Annotated in this window: 19 protein-coding genes and 2 tRNA genes; 11 read left to right on the top strand and 10 right to left on the bottom strand. The window is 48.9% G+C overall.

All coding sequences use genetic code 11. The annotated features are described in order from the left end of the window. Positions 1 to 95: 95 nt before the first annotated feature. The gene (locus MKMG_RS00865; protein ID WP_165074488.1) at positions 96 to 824 is read left to right on the top strand and encodes a lipopolysaccharide assembly protein LapB; all 729 of its coding nucleotides are present in this window, start codon (positions 96 to 98) and stop codon (positions 822 to 824) included. A 9-nt stretch (positions 825 to 833) separates the two neighbouring features. On the opposite strand, the gene MKMG_RS00860 is transcribed toward MKMG_RS00865, so the two are convergent. The 6 genes from MKMG_RS00860 to MKMG_RS00835 form a co-directional block, all read right to left on the bottom strand. Continuing rightward, entirely contained in the window at positions 834 to 1694 is an 861-nt protein-coding gene (locus MKMG_RS00860; protein WP_165074486.1) for a DUF89 domain-containing protein, read from the bottom strand. A 21-nt stretch (positions 1695 to 1715) separates the two neighbouring features. Continuing rightward, positions 1716 to 1790: transfer RNA gene (locus MKMG_RS00855), tRNA-Pro, on the bottom strand. 50 nt (positions 1791 to 1840) lie between these two features. Beyond that, positions 1841 to 2047, bottom strand: coding sequence for a hypothetical protein (locus MKMG_RS00850; protein WP_165074484.1), 207 nt, complete (start codon positions 2045 to 2047; stop codon positions 1841 to 1843). Beyond that, positions 2044 to 2835 carry a cell division ATPase MinD gene (gene minD / locus MKMG_RS00845; RefSeq protein WP_165074482.1) on the bottom strand — a complete coding sequence of 264 codons (792 nt, stop codon included), beginning with the start codon at positions 2833 to 2835 and terminating at the stop codon, positions 2044 to 2046. Before minD ends, MKMG_RS00850 begins: the two co-directional genes overlap by 4 nt. Before the next feature lie 167 nt (positions 2836 to 3002). Further along, positions 3003 to 3563 (bottom strand): hypothetical protein, encoded by a 561-nt coding sequence (locus MKMG_RS00840; RefSeq protein WP_165074480.1) that lies wholly within the window; start codon positions 3561 to 3563, stop codon positions 3003 to 3005. Next, positions 3556 to 4719 carry a hypothetical protein gene (locus tag MKMG_RS00835; protein ID WP_165074478.1) on the bottom strand — a complete coding sequence of 388 codons (1164 nt, stop codon included), beginning with the start codon at positions 4717 to 4719 and terminating at the stop codon, positions 3556 to 3558. The genes MKMG_RS00840 and MKMG_RS00835 overlap by 8 nt, the downstream gene beginning before the upstream one ends. Positions 4720 to 4956: 237 nt before the next feature. On the opposite strand from MKMG_RS00835, the gene MKMG_RS00830 reads away from it, so the two are divergent. Both MKMG_RS00830 and MKMG_RS00825 read left to right on the top strand, forming a co-directional pair. Next, a complete protein-coding gene (locus MKMG_RS00830; protein ID WP_165074476.1) occupies positions 4957 to 5274 on the top strand; it encodes a roadblock/LC7 domain-containing protein in 318 nt (105 codons plus the stop codon). A 2-nt stretch (positions 5275 to 5276) separates the two neighbouring features. Further along, entirely contained in the window at positions 5277 to 5906 is a 630-nt protein-coding gene (locus MKMG_RS00825) for a response regulator (RefSeq protein WP_165074474.1), read from the top strand. Between the two features lie 13 nt (positions 5907 to 5919). Here MKMG_RS00825 and MKMG_RS00820 read toward each other — a convergent pair whose 3' ends face one another. Beyond that, on the bottom strand, positions 5920 to 6348 hold the full coding sequence (locus tag MKMG_RS00820) for a phosphate-starvation-inducible PsiE family protein (protein WP_165074472.1): 429 nt from the start codon (positions 6346 to 6348) through the stop codon (positions 5920 to 5922). Positions 6349 to 6537: 189 nt separating this feature from the next. On the opposite strand from MKMG_RS00820, the gene MKMG_RS00815 reads away from it, so the two are divergent. From MKMG_RS00815 to MKMG_RS00780, 8 genes are all read left to right on the top strand, one after another. Continuing rightward, positions 6538 to 6611: transfer RNA gene (locus MKMG_RS00815), tRNA-Lys, on the top strand. A gap of 87 nt (positions 6612 to 6698) precedes the next feature. Beyond that, a complete protein-coding gene (locus tag MKMG_RS00810; RefSeq protein ID WP_165074470.1) occupies positions 6699 to 6953 on the top strand; it encodes a DNA-directed RNA polymerase subunit H in 255 nt (84 codons plus the stop codon). A gap of 11 nt (positions 6954 to 6964) precedes the next feature. Then, complete coding sequence (locus MKMG_RS00805) at positions 6965 to 8533, top strand: DNA-directed RNA polymerase subunit B'' (protein ID WP_371415180.1); 1569 nt, start codon at positions 6965 to 6967, stop codon at positions 8531 to 8533. Next, a complete protein-coding gene (gene rpoB, locus MKMG_RS00800) occupies positions 8530 to 10356 on the top strand; it encodes a DNA-directed RNA polymerase subunit B (RefSeq protein WP_165074468.1) in 1827 nt (608 codons plus the stop codon). Before MKMG_RS00805 ends, rpoB begins: the two co-directional genes overlap by 4 nt. A gap of 13 nt (positions 10357 to 10369) precedes the next feature. Beyond that, positions 10370 to 13012, top strand: coding sequence for a DNA-directed RNA polymerase subunit A' (locus MKMG_RS00795; RefSeq protein ID WP_165074466.1), 2643 nt, complete (start codon positions 10370 to 10372; stop codon positions 13010 to 13012). After that, complete coding sequence (gene rpoA2 / locus MKMG_RS00790; protein WP_165074464.1) at positions 13012 to 14175, top strand: DNA-directed RNA polymerase subunit A''; 1164 nt, start codon at positions 13012 to 13014, stop codon at positions 14173 to 14175. The genes MKMG_RS00795 and rpoA2 overlap by 1 nt, the downstream gene beginning before the upstream one ends. 10 nt (positions 14176 to 14185) lie before the next feature. Next, a complete protein-coding gene (locus tag MKMG_RS00785; RefSeq protein WP_165074462.1) occupies positions 14186 to 14476 on the top strand; it encodes a 50S ribosomal protein L30e in 291 nt (96 codons plus the stop codon). 1 nt (position 14477) lies between these two features. Then, positions 14478 to 14927 (top strand): NusA-like transcription termination signal-binding factor, encoded by a 450-nt coding sequence (locus tag MKMG_RS00780; protein ID WP_165074460.1) that lies wholly within the window; start codon positions 14478 to 14480, stop codon positions 14925 to 14927. 164 nt (positions 14928 to 15091) lie between these two features. Here the strand turns inward: MKMG_RS00780 and MKMG_RS00775 are convergent, their stop codons facing one another. From MKMG_RS00775 to MKMG_RS00765, 3 genes are read right to left on the bottom strand one after another with little or no spacing between them, the layout of a single operon-like run. Further along, positions 15092 to 16132, bottom strand: coding sequence for a DUF1786 domain-containing protein (locus MKMG_RS00775; protein ID WP_165074458.1), 1041 nt, complete (start codon positions 16130 to 16132; stop codon positions 15092 to 15094). 27 nt (positions 16133 to 16159) lie between these two features. Continuing rightward, the gene (gene nrdD / locus MKMG_RS00770) at positions 16160 to 18361 is read right to left on the bottom strand and encodes an anaerobic ribonucleoside-triphosphate reductase (protein WP_165074456.1); all 2202 of its coding nucleotides are present in this window, start codon (positions 18359 to 18361) and stop codon (positions 16160 to 16162) included. Position 18362: 1 nt separating this feature from the next. Then, positions 18363 to 18632, bottom strand: a complete 270-nt coding sequence (locus tag MKMG_RS00765; protein WP_165074454.1) for a glutaredoxin domain-containing protein — start codon at positions 18630 to 18632, stop codon at positions 18363 to 18365. Positions 18633 to 18653 lie beyond the last annotated feature (21 nt).

Below are 18653 nucleotides of genomic sequence, written 5' to 3'. Positions count from 1 at the left end.
TCCGCAGGAGAACCCCTGCTCGCCCGAAAAACGATGCTTATGTATAATAATTATGTAATACAGAAGTATCATCATAAGAACAGGTATCCTCAGACATGTCGCGAATTCCGGCAAATAAACTCTATGCCCTTGGCTGGTATAATGAAGGCATCGTACACCTGAAGATCAATCAGTTTGAAGAAGCGATGCAGTTTATCAATACTGCCCTTGATGCATTGCCGGAAAATCCGGATTTTTTAATCGGTAAAGGCAATGTGTATCTGTCTCTTGGAAATTATGAAGAGGCCTACTATTATTACCGGAGGGCTGCCGATAATGAACCCGGCAATTTTCGTGCATGGCTGAATATGGGGACAGCACTCATGCGCCTCGAAAATTATACCGATTCCCTCAAGTGCTTTCATCAGGCAAATAACATTAAAAATCCTGATGGAGAGGTATGGCTGGGAATCGGCATCTGCCTTCTGAACCTTGGCAAAACGGATGAAGCTTCAGATGCCCTGAAGGCTGCAATCCGGTTAAAACCAAATCAGCCGGCGCTCTGGTATCACCTTGGACGAATTGAGGATGATACCGGTAAAGCTCTGAAACTTCTTATGCGGGGTTACCGGATGGACCCTGACAATATTGATATCCTGCTTGAGATGACCCGGATTTATATCCAGATGGGCAATCAGGAAGAGGCAGGAAGGGTACTTGAACAGGCGTATGAATTATCTCCCAAAAATCAGCGTGTTGTCAGGATGATGGAATACTATGTGCTGGAGACGACATGGAATGAAGTATTCGACAAACCGTATCGCAATAATTCAGACAGTAAATAATTGTATGAATTATTGATATCTGAGCATTGCAATACGTGAACCTTTCTCTACACCAATCGAATCCGCAATCGGAACACATTTTACTGTCATGCAGTATGCAACAGGGGGCAGTCCCTCAATTTCGGTCAGGGATTCGTAATTGGCCATGCCTTTTGCAATGATGATGGTGGCACTATCGATTGCTCTCAGCAGCTCATTAGGTGCCAGTGCCGGATCATAACCAAGTTCAGCGATTCCATGGGTATTGGTCAGAAGCGCATCGCATATGGTATCTATTCCTGCTGTATGTGCATCTTCCAGTGTTGCGTCATTGATAATCGACCCGCCGCGAACGACCACCGTGACATGGGACCCCTGGTCTTTCAGGAATTGTATCAGGTATGAATCAAATATAATCTCGCCGCAGTTATCACAGAAGAAGACCACTCTGTCGGAAAGGGCCAGCATCTCATCCGTATCATCAACTGTCAGGCCTTTTTCAAATTCATTGCTAAAATGCGCAGCAATGTTGTCAGTCACCGTGTGTTCCCGTGAGCCATAGTCGAGTGTGTTTCCGATGATCGCTGCGAGGCAGAGATCGCGAAAACCCATGGCGGGAGTGATCAGTTGTTCACATGCATCGCGCGCATCTTCATTGTCTTTTACTTTTAATGAGTGATATGGATCAACGGACCCCATCTCTTCATATGCAAGCCTGTGAACCCTGCTTGAGATCTGAGGGGCTGCCCTTTCCTCTTTACACAGTTCTGTGAGAAGATTCCGGCATTTTTCGGCGATCTCCACTGTTTTTTTGGGATCTGTAGAGATCAGATCGCATTCATATGTGATGCGTGAAAGGAGGCATTCAAAACAGGTTTCAGTAATCTTCATAAAAATCTTCCAAAAATAAAATGGGGCCACTGCGATTCGAACGCAGGTCAGAAGACCCCCAGTCTCCTAGGATGGTCCAGGCTACCCTATGGCCCCGCTCCATAACCTCTGTTCGCCTTCTTTATCTAACTTCCTTTTTGAAAATATCAGAATTTAATATCTTTAAACTCCTTAACATTCTTCGTCAGCTCCTCAATCTCATTTGAGGTCAGGTTTACTTTTCCGTCAAGGTCGTTCATCTCCGCCAACAGCTGATTTATCCGGGTGTGCATCAGTTTTACTACAAAAAGGAGAAAAACGATCACTATCCCGAATAATATCAGCATCACCCCTTCTGCTGTCGTGCCTATCATTTATTTCCCCTGAATATTGAACGTGCCAGTCTGTCAATGAAACTTTCCCGTGATGTTTCAACATCGGGAGCGTCAGCATATGTGGTTCCGGCAAGGTTTGCTGCAATTCTTCTGTATGCCTTTGCCGCATCGGAGTTCGGATATTTGACCACTATGGGTGTTTTATATGCCGACGATCTGCGAATATTCGGATCCTCGGGCACTATCCCCATTACCTTCACTCCAAGCACCTCCTCCATTTTTTGCTTTGACACTTCAGTGTTTTCCATCGTGGCACGTGTAAGTATTGCGCCTTTTACACTCCCCCCCACAAGCTCGGTCAGTATCTTTGTCTTCAATGCATCCACCATAGACGATAATTCCGGATTAACAACCAGAATCACTTCGTCTGCAATGGCGAGCGGAATGACACCGTCCCTGCTGATTCCTGCGGGTGCGTCTATGATGAGAAATTCACATTTCCCAATAAGTTCACGCATCACATCCCGTAATTTGTCCGGATCAGCGTTCTGAAATCCTTTCAGTGATATACCGCTCGGAACAACTTTGACGCCAAATGGCCCTTCATAGACCGCTTCAGACACCGTTGCATTGCCTGCAAGCACTTCGTGAAGTGTTATCGGGACATCTTCCAGCCCCATGAGTATGCCAAGGTTCGCCATCCCCATGTCGGCATCCATCACATACGTCTCTTTTCCCAGTTCGGCAAGGCATGTACTAAGGTTAGCCGACGTCGTGGACTTACCCGTCCCCCCTTTCCCTGACGCTATTGTATAAACTTTAACCATGAATACCTCTCAAATTCGTGGATTGTACGCAATAATTTAGTGATTCTGTATACTTAATAGGTATGGATTATTGCAAACCAAAATAAATTGTTTAGGTGATCGCTGTAATTAAGTTTCCCCAAATTATTATATATCTTTTGGGTAGCACCCCAATAAGATTTAAATACTCACAGCCAATGGGAGAGGATTGACCTTCCATCCCGTATCATCATCTCCGCCCGCTCTTTTGTGACCTGTTGAGTGGTTCTGAATATTAAGAGAATCTCTTCACCCCGGTAACTGAGAGGGGTGATGTGCGTATCCCCAACCTCTGTCATGGCATTTTCCCGGTATCTTGCAGTAAGGTTTGCCGCTTCCCGTTCACTGTCCGCATGTGATGAGGCGATTAAAAACCCGTCCATTGATGCCAGAGTTGCTGAATCAAGGTGATATTTTATTGTGTAGCGTCTCATGCTTTCACTGATGTCAGAAATTCCTTCGGTGAGATTGATGTCGCGGATAACGGTATTTTTTGGTTCAGCAATCTTTTGTTCTTCCCTCTCTTCTTCCCTGTGTTCGATTTTTTGTTCCGTCTTTGTTTGTGCGGACTTTTCTTCAGGAATGTTCAGTTTATTTCCACCTGCCATTCGATGTTGAAGATCAAACACCTTGTAGGTCAGAATAAGCAATGCAATAAACAGGATGACAATTACCACACCCAGAATAATCAGATAACTATCTTCAGTCATTTATGTCCCCGGTCCGTTTTTTTTCAGATTTTGTGTCCGCAATCAGGTAATCGAGATCAAGTTCTTTAATCACATCTTTGAAATTATCTCTTATCTTGGACTCCATCAGTCCCAGATCCATATGTTCAAGTGTGTTGACCTCCCGTGCAAATTCATCAGGTTCTTCATCATCCTGTGTATCTGCAACTCCCCCACCGGCCCCTGATGTTTCAGCGATATCGGTCAGTTCTGACGTTTCAGCAGATGCTGTTTCCTTTTTGGAATCTGATCTGCTGACATCCTCTTCAATTATTTTTTGGTTTTCTTCAATAATTTCCTTTGATATTGATGTAATTGACACCCCCGTTCCTTTGGTCCAGTTATTGGCCCAGTAGCCTTCATTGAATTCCAGTGCAAGAACCATCTGCTGATGGGACAGGTCATACAGTTCGGCCGTCACCCTCTTTTCAAATTCCCGCTGGATATCCCTGACTGCCTCTTCTCCGTACCTGGGAGGGTAATCAATCATAATGCACATACCCCTGCGGTAGATAATGGAAACTTTTCGCACTCCGATATCGATGACCATGTATCCGGTGAAGTTCTTATCCTCAGCAGAACGGATCACATTCAGGAGCGGGACTGACTTTTGAATTGCGACAAATTTACCCCGGGGCAGCTGGAAATCACCCTTCGGTTTGATTATTTTTGGATTTACCGCAGGTCGAAATTCAAAAAAAGTGTCCACACCCTTTGCCGGGTCCGGCCCAACCGGTTCTTTGGAGAGTTGCTGCCTCTTCACTTCAGCCATTATTTTTGATTCGGGTATTGCACCCATCTCCCCTGTTTTTTCAGGCAGGGGTGATTTTTTTGGAAAAACCACTGTACAGTCAGCATTAAATTCTGTGCTCAGTCCAACCTGTGTATCAGTGAACGTATACAGTTCTGCAGAAACATCCGACGGGTCCAGTTCTATCCGTTTAAATGCTTCAAATCCGCAGAATTTTCCCGCTTTTGCCAGTATACATCTGCCCTTCCTGAATACGGTGGATGCGGTATCTGAGTTAAGGTATATGTTGCAGTATCCGGTAAATTTTTGTTCAGAAATTTCTTTGAACAGGATAGATGGCTGAATATCTTTCTTAACTGAATGCAGCGTCCCCCGAGGCAATTGCATACTGTCTAAAAGTTAAAATCCTGATGTAATAAATCTGTTGTCCGTTTCTGTTTTTTTTGACCGGCATCTGTTCTGATACAACGATGATGCCGGCCCGCACTGACACGCCGGAATATTGAATAGATATATGTGATATAGAATCCAATTTGAATTCGTCCGTTAAATTTACCCGGAGACATTGGCGTGAGTAATATATCTTCAGTTAAAAGGCAGATTGCAATATGTCTGGATAAATGCATGGCCCTTGATGGCGTATCAGGATGTGCGGTCATTTCACGCACAGGTGCTCTCATGGAAAAAAGAATCGACAGCAGTCTTTCTGTTCCTTCTTTTGCAGCCATGACTGCAACTGTTCTCGGCTCTGCCGAGGCAGCGGCAAGTATGCTGCATTTTTCACGTCCGGCTTCAGTTTTTGTTGATGGCGACGACGGGGGCATTATCATCCTGGGTGCCGGGAAGGCTGCGCTAATAACGGTAATTATTAATAAATCAGCTGATATAGAATTATTGAAAAGGGAACTGGCAGTTATTGCGAATAATATTGGGGAGGAATAGATATGTATACAATTCTAATCGTTGATGACAGCCCGATGATCGTTGATGTGTTTGTTGCGATGCTCGAGCGGGGGGGGTATCGACCCATTGCAGCATATAGCGGCAATGAATGTCTGGAAGTGCTGGAGGATGTCAGGCCGGATCTTATTCTTCTGGACATTATGATGGAGCCGATGGACGGCTGGGAAACACTTGAAAATATAAAGATGAATGCATCAACCGCCAATGTCCCGGTGATGATGCTCACGGCCAAACAGCTGACACCTGACGAAGCACAGGAATACGGCGCATATATTGAAGATTATATCATGAAGCCGACCACCCATCGTCAGCTTTATGATGCCATTGAATATGTACTGAAACGTCAGGAAAAAATTAATCAGGATATTGAAGAAGCAAAGGACAGGGGCACCGATTCGCAGATTATTGAAGAGTATGAACGGCTGAGCAAGAGCGCAGACGTCTCCCGCCGCCTTCTGAAAATTCTGGAATCCACCTACAATATCAATGATTCCAACGTTAAAGTCGGGGAAAATATTCAGCAGGCGATTGAGAGCATGGGCATGAGTATTAAATTCCAGGAAGAGCGTCTGGAACAGATATCAAAAGAGTATCTTCATCTGAAAAACTAAAAAAAAGAATAAATTATTTTTCAGCCTTTCCAAGGTAAACGATTGCTATTGTAAGAATCAGTACCGCGACTATTGCGAGGACCACCTCTCCAAGCAGGAGTGCGGACAATGGTTCCGTATCAAAAAACAGCAGCCGTCTGACCATGGCAGTAATTCCTGCAATCAGTATGGGACGAATCTGTATGGTATGTGTGCGCAGATAGCCGGTCACCGTCTCCAGAATCTCAATAATAATAATTGTCAGGAGTACTGCGTGCAGGGCGACCATCATGCCCGCCTCCTTTGATCCGGTCAGCATCACCCCGAATCCGGTAATGGCATCAAGGAGTGACAGCGCGGCGAGGATGAGCAGGATGACTGCTACGAGCACATAGATCAGGTATGTCCCCGAACCAAGAATGTCGACAATTTTTTCTTCAATTTGATCAGATTCTCTCTTCATTTCTGTCTATTCCCCCTGGTGATGATGCATTTTGAAGATTTAATGTATCATCCTATTTATACTAACGGTGTGCCGGCATGCGCGGGATTCGTCCTCTTCGGAAGGTAATGGCCAGATCTCTTATTTAAACAGGGAATAACTATTTATACATGGACGTTCCACTTAGTATACTGATTCGATCAGTAATTCGGGCCCATAGCTCAGCCAGGAAGAGCGCCTGGCTTTTAACCAGGTGGTCGGGGGTTCAAATCCCTCTGGGCCCGTCGCCACAAAGGCATGTGGCGCAATGTGTAATTTTTTGCGGTGATGCATCTGAAAATGAATCAGGTACTGATTATTAGGGGCGTTAGATGGACACCAAAGACTTTCCTGTAATTGAACATGTGATGGTTCCAGAACATCACGTAATGACCCGGGAGGAAGTAGACGATCTTCTGCATAAGTATAAGATCAACTATGACCAGCTGCCCAAAATCTATCATGACGATCCAGCTGTGAAGACGATTGGCGGAAGCGTCAATGATGTTATTCGAATTGTAAGAAACAGCCAGACGGCAGGCCGTGCGGAATCGTTCCGGATGGTTGTCAAGAGGCCGAAAAAATAAACCTATTGAGGGTGATCTCTCTGCTTGACACAAACGTATTATCTTCAGCCTATTTTTCACGGGAACATGTAGCACGTCATCAGCTGGATTCATACAACAATTTTCTGGATTTTAACCTCCAGAAAGTTGTTGATGAACAGCGGATTATTGAGACCGATATCGGCCAGCGTGGGAAAGACAACGATCCCGTGTGGGTTGAACTTGGAAAAATAGAAGTATTAAAACCAGTTGTCAGAGAAGCGGACGGTTCCCAGTCCGGTCTGTTTCCCTGTGAATCCCGGCTTAGAAATTTGACCTATGCAGCACCAATCCGGCTTGACATGACCCTGGTTCAGGGTGATGAGCGCCAGGAGCCCGTTATAACAACAATCGGCCAGCTTCCTGTCATGATCGGTTCGCAGAGCTGCAATCTGCATGGCATGTCTGACGAGGAACGGGTCTCTTATGGTGAGGATTCCCATGACCCCGGCGGTTATTTCATCGTTAACGGGTCGGAACGTGTCTTGATGACACTTGAGGATCTCGCCTCCAACAAGATCATGACCGAATACACGGAGCGATACAGCGAGAGAATCTATGTTGCAAAAGTATTCTCTCAGTTCCGTGGATATCGTGCTCTTGTCATCGTTGAAAGAAACCGTAAAAACCTGCTCGAGGTCTCCTTCCCGTCCGTTGCCGGCCATCTCAGGTATGTTGACCTGATGCGCGGGCTTGGACTGAGCAGTGACCTTGATGTTGTGCATGCGGTCTCTGACGATGAACAGATTCTTACCTTCATGATGCAGAACCTCGAAGAGAGCGAATGCGATGACACCGAAGAGGGGATTATGTATGTCGGCAAAAAGCTCGCACCGAACCAGACGCGGGATTACCAGCGCAAACGTGCAGAATTTGTGCTTGACAACTATCTCCTCCCCCATCTGAATTACCTGATGCCCGAAGGTCTGAAAGAAGAGGACCCCGGATATCAGCAGGCAACCGAGAGTGTCAGGCTTGCAAAGGGATATTTCCTTGGACGAATGGCAGAGGCATGCTTTGATCTTGTGCTTGAGAACCGGAGAATTGATGATAAGGATCACTACTCTAACAAGCGGCTCAAACTTGCCGGGGACCTGATGGAGGATCTCTTCAGGATATCATTAAACCGGCTGACCCGTGATGTCAAGTATCAGCTTGAGCGTGCAAGCATGCGGCACCGTGACCTCTCTATCGGCACTGCTGTCCGTGCAGACGTGCTGACAGAACGTCTGCTCCACCCTCTTGCCACAGGAAACTGGGTCGGCGGACGTACCGGTGTGTCACAGCTGCTCGACAGAATCGATCACATGGCAGTGGTGTCCCACCTGAGAAGGGTCATCTCCCCTCTGTCGCGGTCACAGCCTCATTTTGAGGCCCGTGATCTTCACCCGACACAATGGGGCCGGATCTGTCCATCCGAAACACCGGAAGGTCCGAACTGTGGTCTTGTAAAGAACTTCGCACAGATGGTAGAGATCTCAAAAGGGGTCCCCGATAATCAGGTGGTCAACAGGACGCTCTATAATCTTGGTGTTGAAGAACTGAAACGGGAGGTATTATGAGCAAGAGTCAGAAGAAGTCCCGTGTGTTTGTAGACGGTGCGCTGATCGGCCTTTCCGATTCGCCCAATGAGATGGTCTCACGGATCCGGAAGATGAGGCGGCGGGGCGAACTTTCGTCAGAGGTCAACGTCTCGTACAAGGGATACAACAGGGATATCATCATTCATACCGACCGGGGTCGTGCCCGTCGGCCTCTGATTGTGGTTGAAGAAGGCAAACCTCTGGTCACAGAAGAGGATATCGAGTGGCTGAAATCAGGTGAAATTGACTTTCAGGACCTCATCTCCCGTGGAATCGTCGAGTATATCGATGCGGAAGAAGAAGAGGATCTCTTCATCGCGATGAACGAGTCTGAAGTCACACCTGACCACACCCATCTTGAAATTGATCCGGCACTGATTCTTGGTATCGGAGCAGCACATGTTCCGTTCCCGGAACATAATGCATCACCCCGTGTCACCATGGGTGCAGGTATGATCAAACAGGCACTCGGATTCGGATGTTCAAATATGAAACTCCGTCCGGATACCCGTGGCCACCTGCTTCACTATGCACAAAAACCGCTCGTCCATACACAGACATCTGAAATAATCGGCTCTGACGACCGGCCGGCCGGCCAGAACCTGGTCGTTGCCATTCTGTCATACGAAGGGTTCAATATTGAAGATGCGCTCATCTTCAATCAGGCATCCCTTGACCGTGGTGTGGGACGTTCACACTTTTTACGAACGTATGACGGAGAAGAACGCCGCTACCCCGGAGGTCAGGTTGATAAAATCGAGGTGCCCGACGAGGAAGTGGCAGGAGCCCGTGGAGCGGAATACTATCAGAACCTGGACACCGACGGCATCATCAACCCCGAGACTGTCGTTCATGAAAAGGACGTCATTATCGGTAAGACATCACCGCCCCGGTTCCTTGAGGAACCGTCAGGCGAACTGATCACCGTTGAGAAGCGTCGTGATACCTCGGTTACCATGCGGAGCAATGAACGGGGTATTGTTGATACGGTCATCCTGACCGAGGGTGAAAACAGTTCCCGTCTTGTTAAGGTACGGACACGTGACCTCAGGGTTCCGGAAGTCGGTGACAAATTTGCTTCACGTCACGGACAGAAGGGTGTTGTGGGCCTGATCGTTCCCCAGGAAAATATGCCGTTTACCGAAGCAGGCATTGCACCCGATCTGGTTATTAACCCGCATGCAATCCCGTCACGTATGACCATAGGACATATGCTGGAGATGCTTGGCGGAAAGGTCGGGTCTATGGAAGGCCGGCGCATCAAGGCCACCGCATTCTCCGGAGAGCCGGAAGCGAGTCTGAGAGAATCGCTTGCGAATCTTGGATTTTCCCATAATGGCCGTGAAGTGATGCGGGACGGCATTACCGGCAGACAGTTCCATACTGACATTTATATCGGTGTCATCTATTACCAGAAGCTCTACCACATGGTATCCTCAAAGATGCACGCAAGGTCCCGCGGACCGGTGCAGGTGCTGACCCGCCAGCCAACCGAAGGACGTGCCCGTGAAGGTGGTCTCAGATTTGGTGAGATGGAACGTGATGTCATGATAGGCCATGGCGCGGCAATGGCTTTGAAAGAGAGACTGCTTGATGAGTCTGACAAGGTCGAACAGTTTGTCTGTGCCCAGTGCGGTATGATTGCCTTCCTCGACCGCAACAGAAATGTGACACGCTGCCTCGCGTGCGGAAATGAGATCGATATCTATCCGGTTGAGATGAGTTATGCATTTAAACTGCTCCTGGACGAGATGAAGAGTATGGGTATCGCACCCAGGATGCACCTGGAGGACCAGGTATAGGGGGTTAAAAAACATGCCAAGTCCAAAACGAGTGGGGAAGATCGAGTTCGGTCTTCTCTCACCAAAAGAGATCCGTAAGATGAGTGTACGGAAGATCATCTGGGCAGATACCTATGATGACGATGGTTTTCCCTATCCTCAGGGTCTGATGGATCTTCACCTCGGTGTTATTGACCCGGGGCTGCGCTGCAAAACATGTGGAAACAAGGCATCGGACTGTCCGGGGCATTTCGGCCATATTGAACTGGCCAAACCCGTCACCCATGTCGGATACACACGACTCATCCGGAAACTGCTCCGTGTCTCCTGTCGTGAATGCAGCCGCCTGCTTCTGAGTCCGGACGAAGTATACAAGATTCTGGGTCCTGAAGAAGAGCGCAATGCAGATGTTATCACAGAAAAGGACATCAAAAAAGAGCGGATATGCCCCCATTGCGGTGCCCAGCAGAACAAGGTAAACTTTGAGAAGCCGACAACATTTTCAGAGATATGGACTGACGAAAACGGTCGCAAGGTTGATCACAAGCTGACTCCTGCCGACATCCGGAGCCGTCTTGAGAAGATACCCGATGAAGACCTGCGTCTCCTTGGAATAAACCCTGATGTTGCCCGTCCGGAGTGGACGCTGATCACGGTGCTTCCTGTGCCTCCGGTTACGATGAGGCCGTCGATCATTCTTGAAAACGGACAGCGCTCTGAAGATGACCTGACCCACAAGCTTGTTGACATTATCCGTATTAATCAGCGGTTTAAAGAGAATCAGGATGCCGGTGCTCCGCAGCTGATCATTGAGGATCTCTGGGAACTGTTACAGTATCACGTAACAACCTATATGGACAACGAAGTGGCAGGTTGTCCGCCTGCAAGACACCGTTCCGGCAGACCTCTCAAGACCATCTCCCAGCGTCTTAAGGGTAAGGACGGTCGTTTCAGGGGTTCACTCTCCGGTAAACGTGTGAACTTCTCAGGACGTACCGTCATTTCACCCGATCCCAACATGAGTATCGGTGACGTGGGCATCCCTCTTGCGATTGCAAATGAGATGAGTGTGCCCATCCGGGTGACGCCATTCAATCTGGAAGAAGTCCGGGCAATGGTGCTCAAAGGTCCAATCCGGAAGACACTGACGGAACCATGCGGTGCGAATTATGCCATCCGGCCCGATAACAGAAGGGTTCGGCTGAATGAACTCACCTGTGAGACCGTTGCTGAACAGCTCGAACCGGGCTGGACTGTTGACCGTCATCTGAGAAACAATGACATTGTGCTCTTCAACCGTCAGCCGTCCCTTCACAGAATGTCCATTATGGCTCACCGGATCATTCTGATGAACGGAAGAACATTCCGTCTGAATCCTGCCGTATGTCCACCATACAATGCTGATTTTGATGGTGATGAGATGAACCTTCATGTTCCGCAGACCGAAGAGGCACGGGCTGAAGCCCATATGCTCTGTTCTGTCTATAAGAATATTCTCTCGCCGCGTTTTGGCGGACCGATCATCGGCGGTATCCACGACCACATATCGGGTATCTTCCTGTTGACACACACCCTGCGGTGGTTTACCAAAGAGGAAGTCATCTCATTAATTAAGTTTAATCCGCCTGAGCACCTCCCGAAACCCGGCAAGGTAGAGAATGGAACCGAATACTGGTCTAATAAACAGGTATTCTCGATGATTCTCGCTGACGACCTGAACCTGGTATACCGCGCCAGCTCCTGTAAGGACTGTGAGGTATGTAAAAAAGCTGACTGCGAGCGGGACGCGTATGTTCAGATCTTCAATGGACAACTGCTCACCGGCACCATTGATAAGAAATCGATTGGTGCGTTCAAGGGAAATATTCTTCAGCGGACTATCAGACAGTACGGACAGAGGCGGGGTGCACAGTTTATTGACGATTTCACCAGGCTCTCCATCCGGGCCATTATGTTTGACGGGTTTTCATTCGGTATTGATGATGAAGATCTCTCAAAGACCGAGTATAAACAGATCGATGAGGGTCTTGATGAGGCAACCCGTGATGTCGAGCGCCGTATTCAGATCTATGAAGAAGGCCAGCTTGAACCGATGCCGGGCCGTACGCTCGAAGAGACCCTTGAGATGCAGATCATGCAGGTGCTCGGAAAAGCCAGGGATAAAACCGGTGAAATTGCAGGACGTCACCTGGGTCTCTCCAACAGTGCAGTGGTCATGGCTGTCAGTGGGGCGCGTGGTTCAATGCTGAACCTGACCCAGATGGCCGGTTGTATCGGTCAGCAGGCAGTACGTGGTGAACGTATTACCCGTGGATATGAAGACCGGACACTGCCTCATTTCAAACGTGGAGACCGCGGGGCACCTGCCCATGGATTTGTGCGCAACAGTTACAAGAGCGGACTGACGCCGACCGAGTTCTTCTTCCACGCCATTGGTGGTCGTGAAGGTCTTGTCGATACTGCGGTTCGTACTTCACAGAGTGGATACCTGCAGCGCAGAATGATCAACGCACTTCAGGATCTGAAGGTGGCGTATGACCTGACTGTCCGGACAACAGGTGGACGAATTATCCAGTTCCAGTACGGTGAAGACAGTACCGATCCTTCAAAGGGTTGTTTTGGTGATCCGGTTGATGTCCGTGGTATTCTTGAAAACGTGCTAAAGGAGGAGATCTGATGGATTCCAACATGATTGAGGTGATTGATGCAGCAGAGATCCCGGAAAAAACGAAGACTGACCTGAAAAAATTAATGGAAGGTCATGAAATCTCCTCTGAACAGTTTGAAGAGATTATGCGGCAGGTATATGTTGAGTATAAGGCGACCCGTATTGAACCGTGTGAAGCGGTAGGCGTTATCGCAGCACAGTCCATCGGCGAACCCGGTACTCAGATGACCATGCGAACCTTCCACTATGCGGGTGTCGCTGAAATTAACGTCACCCTCGGTCTGCCTCGTTTAATCGAGATTATGGATGCACGTAAAAGTCCGTCCACACCGACCATGACCATCTACCTGAACGGGGAATACGCGAATAACCGTGACCGCGCCCGTGACGTGAGCTGGCAGATTGAGGCAACGCGCCTCAATGAGTTTGGCGATGTTTCAACGGATCTCGTTCAGATGATGGTGACGGTAAAGATTAACCGCGAAGTCTGTGATAAGCGTAAGGTCACAGTCGAGGAGATCATTGAACGGGCCCCCGATAAGATCAGGCATAAACGTCATTACCGCGACTTTGAAGCAGAACCGGATGTTGACAATCAGCTGCTGACCTTCTATCCAAAGGACCGTGAGAGTTACCAGAATCTCTTCCAGATGGCAAACCATGTGCGCGATGTCATCGTCCAGGGTATTGACGATATTGAGCGCGTTGTTGTCAGGAAGGAGAGCGGAGAGTATATACTTTATACCGAAGGCTCAAATCTTAAGGATGTATTCAACGTGCACGGTGTTGACACAACCCGTACACGGACAAATAACATTTCAGAGATATCAGAGGTTCTGGGAATCGAGGCTGGCAGAAACGCAATCATCGATGAATCTCTGAGCACACTACGTGAACAGGGTATCGATGTCGATGTGCGTCATATCATGCTTGTTGCAGATATGATGTGCATGGAAGGTGAAGTCAAACAGATTGGACGTCATGGTATTGCCGGTGAGAAAGAGAGTGTTCTTTCCCGTGCAGCATTTGAAGTCACAGTCAATCACCTGCTTGATGCAGCAGTAGCAAATGAAGAGGATATCCTTCAGGGTGTCACAGAGAATGTCATCGTCGGTCAGCCAATTCAGCTTGGAACCGGAGATGTGAAATTAATTGCAAAACCATTTAATTAGGAGCAAAATTATGGACTTCGAAAGCTCATTGCGCCGCGCAATAAAGACAGGAAAAGTATTCAGCGGCCAGAAATCAACCAAAGAATGCATTGAAAACAAGACAGCCCAGATGGTTGTTGTTGCGAAGAATTGTCCGGAAGAATATGTAAAATATCTGTCCGGTGTAGAGGACACCTTCATCTATACATTTGACGGTTCAAGTGTCATGCTTGGAAAATCATGCGGCCGACCCCACATGGTCAGCGCACTTGCAGTCGTTGATGCAGGTGAATCAGACATCCTTTCACTCAAGAGGGCATAATATGGGAGAAATCGTACTAAATGAACAGAGCCTTCAGCTGATGGCTGAGTTTGAACAGCTCACGGGTGCAGGCAGCAGAGACTGTATCATTGACGAGAGAAATGAACGTCTGATCTTCGTCATCAACCCCGGCGAGATGGGTCGTGCAATCGGCAAACAGGGTTCAAGCATCAAGAAAGCATCCGAGGAATTAGGACGGCGCATTGAAGTCGTTGAATTTTCCGATGATGCAGAGCAGTTCCTCAGGAATTGTTTCCTTCCGGCACGAGTCACATCCATTCTCTTTGAAGAGAATGAAGAGGATGAACTCGTCGCGTTTATCGATGTTGTTGAAGAAGACCGTGGCATTGCAATCGGCAAGGCCGGTAAGAATATCTTCAAGGCAAAGTGCCTTGCAGAACGTCAGCACGATATTGCGAATGTTCAGCTGGTCCAGGACGACGCTGAATAATTCCATCTTTTTTTAACAGTTATATCCGCTGAACGCATGCACTTTGCGTCAGGCGGTATGCGCCGGTTCATGACACACACTGTATGTCTGGATGAAGTAATACTGCACATATCTTAACCGCAGCCATGGCCACCCTGTATGGGTGATATACAAAATAAATAAAGTCAGGGGTTGTTGGTTCTGGTCTTCAGCCATGTTGAGAGGAGCCCGAAACAGCCTGTCAGCATCATGTCACCATAGGGTGCCGCCTGATACGCATCCGGAAGAATCTTTCTGCGGTTCGGGCCGGTGACGGCGACAAGGGACGGACTGCAGGCACGGTGAACGGCGGCCCCGTGGCCGTGGTCGTCAAAGACCTCCTCATTTGTCAGCGTGCCGTTCCGGAGTTTCGTCAGGTAGTGCTGACAGGTTCCGTTATTGATCAGGACACGCGAATGATGCTCAAACACACCGCATATCTCATCCCCCTCGATGGTAACGGCCAGCGTATGGCCGTTTCCTGCATTGATGATGGTGACGCCACGATCCCGTGCGTTCTGCACAACCGGGTCCTGGAGTGCACCAAGCACGGCGGCAGCGCCGGTATCCATGACGAGGGCATCAGGCGCTGTGTCCAGAATGGCCTGCATCCGGGTCATGGACGGGGCAGGAGGGTCCTGAATGAGCGAACTGATATTCCAGTCTCCTCTCTCAAGCGTCTCTCTCATATGGAGAAATCTGAACTTCCGGTTGCTCATATCCGGGCTGTAGCCGTGGTCCTGCACCGCCACCGCCAGATTTTTTGGATATTCTATACCAAACCGCGAACATGTCTCCTGCAGTTCGGCCTTCATATAATCCCCGGTATGGATGATGACGGCATCCTCCGGGGGCGTCTCTGTGACAGTAACGCCAATGCTCTTCACATAATCAAGATTGTCGCGAATGGATAACGCTGCCGAGGGTGTTGCAGAGAGTTGCAGACCTTTGGGCAGCCACTGTTTAATGGTCCGGGTATTCTTCCCCCCTCCCATCACCGGCCCTTCGAGATGGACAGGTCGTCCCTCTGCTGCCGCCTGCTCAATCGCCTGACCTGTGATCACATTGGGTGACGGCAGTACCATTTTGACAGAATTTTCAATAGGCTGGCCGGGTGTATAGAATAAGATGTCCTGTGTCCCCCTCCCGATGTCAAGGAGGAGGACCGGTTCAGATGGCCCTCTCATATAATTTCATATGGGGGGTAAAAATAGTTAAACTTCTACCCGTCTGTCAGCAACAGAGAGACATGATTCCGGATTCTTTTCAGACCGGAATTCCCTGAACTGTTTGAGGGATACCGTGAGGTCACGGGTAAAGGCAAAGTAGCCAACCTGAGTATTTCTGCAGAGGTTCATCGCCATATCCATGAGACCACGCGGGTCCGGCCGCGCCTCTCCCAGCCAGATATGGAAGATATTGCCCCCGTCGACAATGGGGAAGAATACGTGTTCAATCTCCATCCGTTTCGTGAGCGGTACATCCGCACCCGGCGTCACATGGGTGCCGTTGGTATAGTAGACCGGCAGATCAAATTTCTGTCCCAGTTCGGGAATGGCGGCCTCCAGATCGCCCTTGATCACCTGTTCGGCAGGGGACCGGAACCGCTGGTCAATTAGATCTGCAATAGCAAATCTCTGTCCGGTCGTCTCCGCGGGCGTCCGGGCCAGAGCGATGGTCATCCCTGTCTTACGGGAGATCTCCTTGGAGTAGAGATCCATCTCTGTCAGTGCCCGGATGGCGAAGTTGAATGCTTCGCGGCTCTCGTGCAGCTGGTATCCGGTATGGTGCTGGACCATCTCGTTAACGCCGACAATGCCGATGGTGTAGACCAGACCTTCAAAATCAACCGCGATGGGGCCACGCTCTTCCATATCGGGATCATTCGGGTCCTTTGGCCGCTGCATGGCAAACGGCATCCGTCCGGTTGACCGGATCTGATTCATCCAGCGCCGTTTGATCCGGAATATTTCAACAGAGACGTCCATTAACTTTTTGAGTTCTGCAAAGAGCCGTTCATCATCTCCCTCCGCCTTATATGCCGCACGGGGGCAGTTGATGGAGAGTACCTGCCATGAACCCATTGAAAAGTGCTTTCCGTCGGTAAACAGCATCTTGTCATCAAATTGATCGTCTTCGTCTGCAAGAGACGAGAACTGATACGCACAGCACTGGTAACAGGAGATGCCCTCTCCTGAACCACGGTATGCCGGAATCTGGTTGTCATAATACGGCGTGCCGTACTTTGATGCGAGTTCGAATGTCATCAGGTAAAGTTCGTGGTATGTGGGCAGATCGGGATTGGCCCGGTTAAATTCCTCATCCTCAGTCAGGAAGTCAGGTTCAATACTGATCTCGGGCTTGGGGAAATTGAATGGTTTACCCCAGTAATCCCCTTCCAGCATCACTTCCATGAGGGCCTTAAAGAGCAGCCGCACTTCCCGTTCAAACTCACTATACTTTCGTTCGGGAGCCTGGACGCCGTTCCATACCTTGCCTTTATAGACGCAGGGTTTCTCCTTCCAGAGCGAAGGCACTCCCGGCGAGAGCTGGACCGATGAGAAGACGACCTGACCACCGCGGGCCACCATCATCTGCGTCATCTCGTATACAAACATCTGCATGAGCTGCATGATATCAGGATACGACAGCCCTTCAAAATACGGGGCGAGGAATGTCAGGAAGTTGTAATATCCCTGTCCGCCTGCAAAGTTAGTCTGGGCGCTGCCGAGTGCCTTCACTGCGTGGAGAACGGCAACCTCGGCACGCTTGGCAGGGCCCGCGACAGATGCCTTTGTCCCGCTCCCGTCCGGCATCAGGCCATAATAAAAGAAATACCGCAGGTCCCAGTCCTGGCAGAAGGGCCGGGTTCCGAAATATTCGAGATCATGGATGTGGAGGTCTCCGGCCAGATGGTAATCAGCCAGTTCCGGGGGCAGCTGAAGCAGATACTGTTCTTTACTGATTTTATCCGCTTTCTTCTTGTGCGATGTCTCGGCATTTTCCTGGAGATTGGCATTATCATGCGACTCAAATCCCCTGCCCACATCGATTAAATGTGCATCAAATACCGGCGTACCGACGCGTGTACAGACATTCCGGTATTTGATCAGATCCCGTTCCAGGAGAGTGATATTAAGAATTTCACGGATTAAGGGGCCGGACAGGGATTTTAGTCTGAGCTTTTTTATTCTGGTCTCGACTTCAAGCGCAATGTCGCGTGCAAGTTCTTCATCCGCGCCCTTGCCTCCATAAAAAGTCTCAACGAGTTGCGTCTCTTTAAGTATCTGGGTGACAATTTTTTCCCTGTCCCATTCTAAGATATGGCCCCTCGATGTTCTGACTTTGGGAAGTGTTGGTACAAAAAAGCCATCGAGAGTCTGCTGATTCTCTGCATGACGGGGATTTGCCGGCATATCAATCTCCCCGGAGCAATGAATCAACGACTGTCTCACGCACTCCTTCGGCACCAAAGAGATCCTTTGATGTCAGAAATGTTGTTCCGACCTGAAGGACCGGCGCTTCACGTACAAATACATTATTAATTCTGAGTTCCGTCAGCGCCTCTGCATCCATCATATTGAGGATGGTATACGGCATACCTGCCGCATTCAGGTATTCCTTTAACAGTTCACAGTTCGGGCAGTTTTCAAGGGTATAAACATTGATCTTGGTTGCGTCTGTCACAGAAAGAAATCCCCCATGGAT

This window comes from Methanogenium sp. MK-MG (genome assembly GCF_009914725.1).
Taxonomy (GTDB): Archaea; Halobacteriota; Methanomicrobia; order Methanomicrobiales; family Methanomicrobiaceae; genus Methanogenium.
This window is presented reverse-complemented; position numbering and strand designations above follow the sequence as displayed.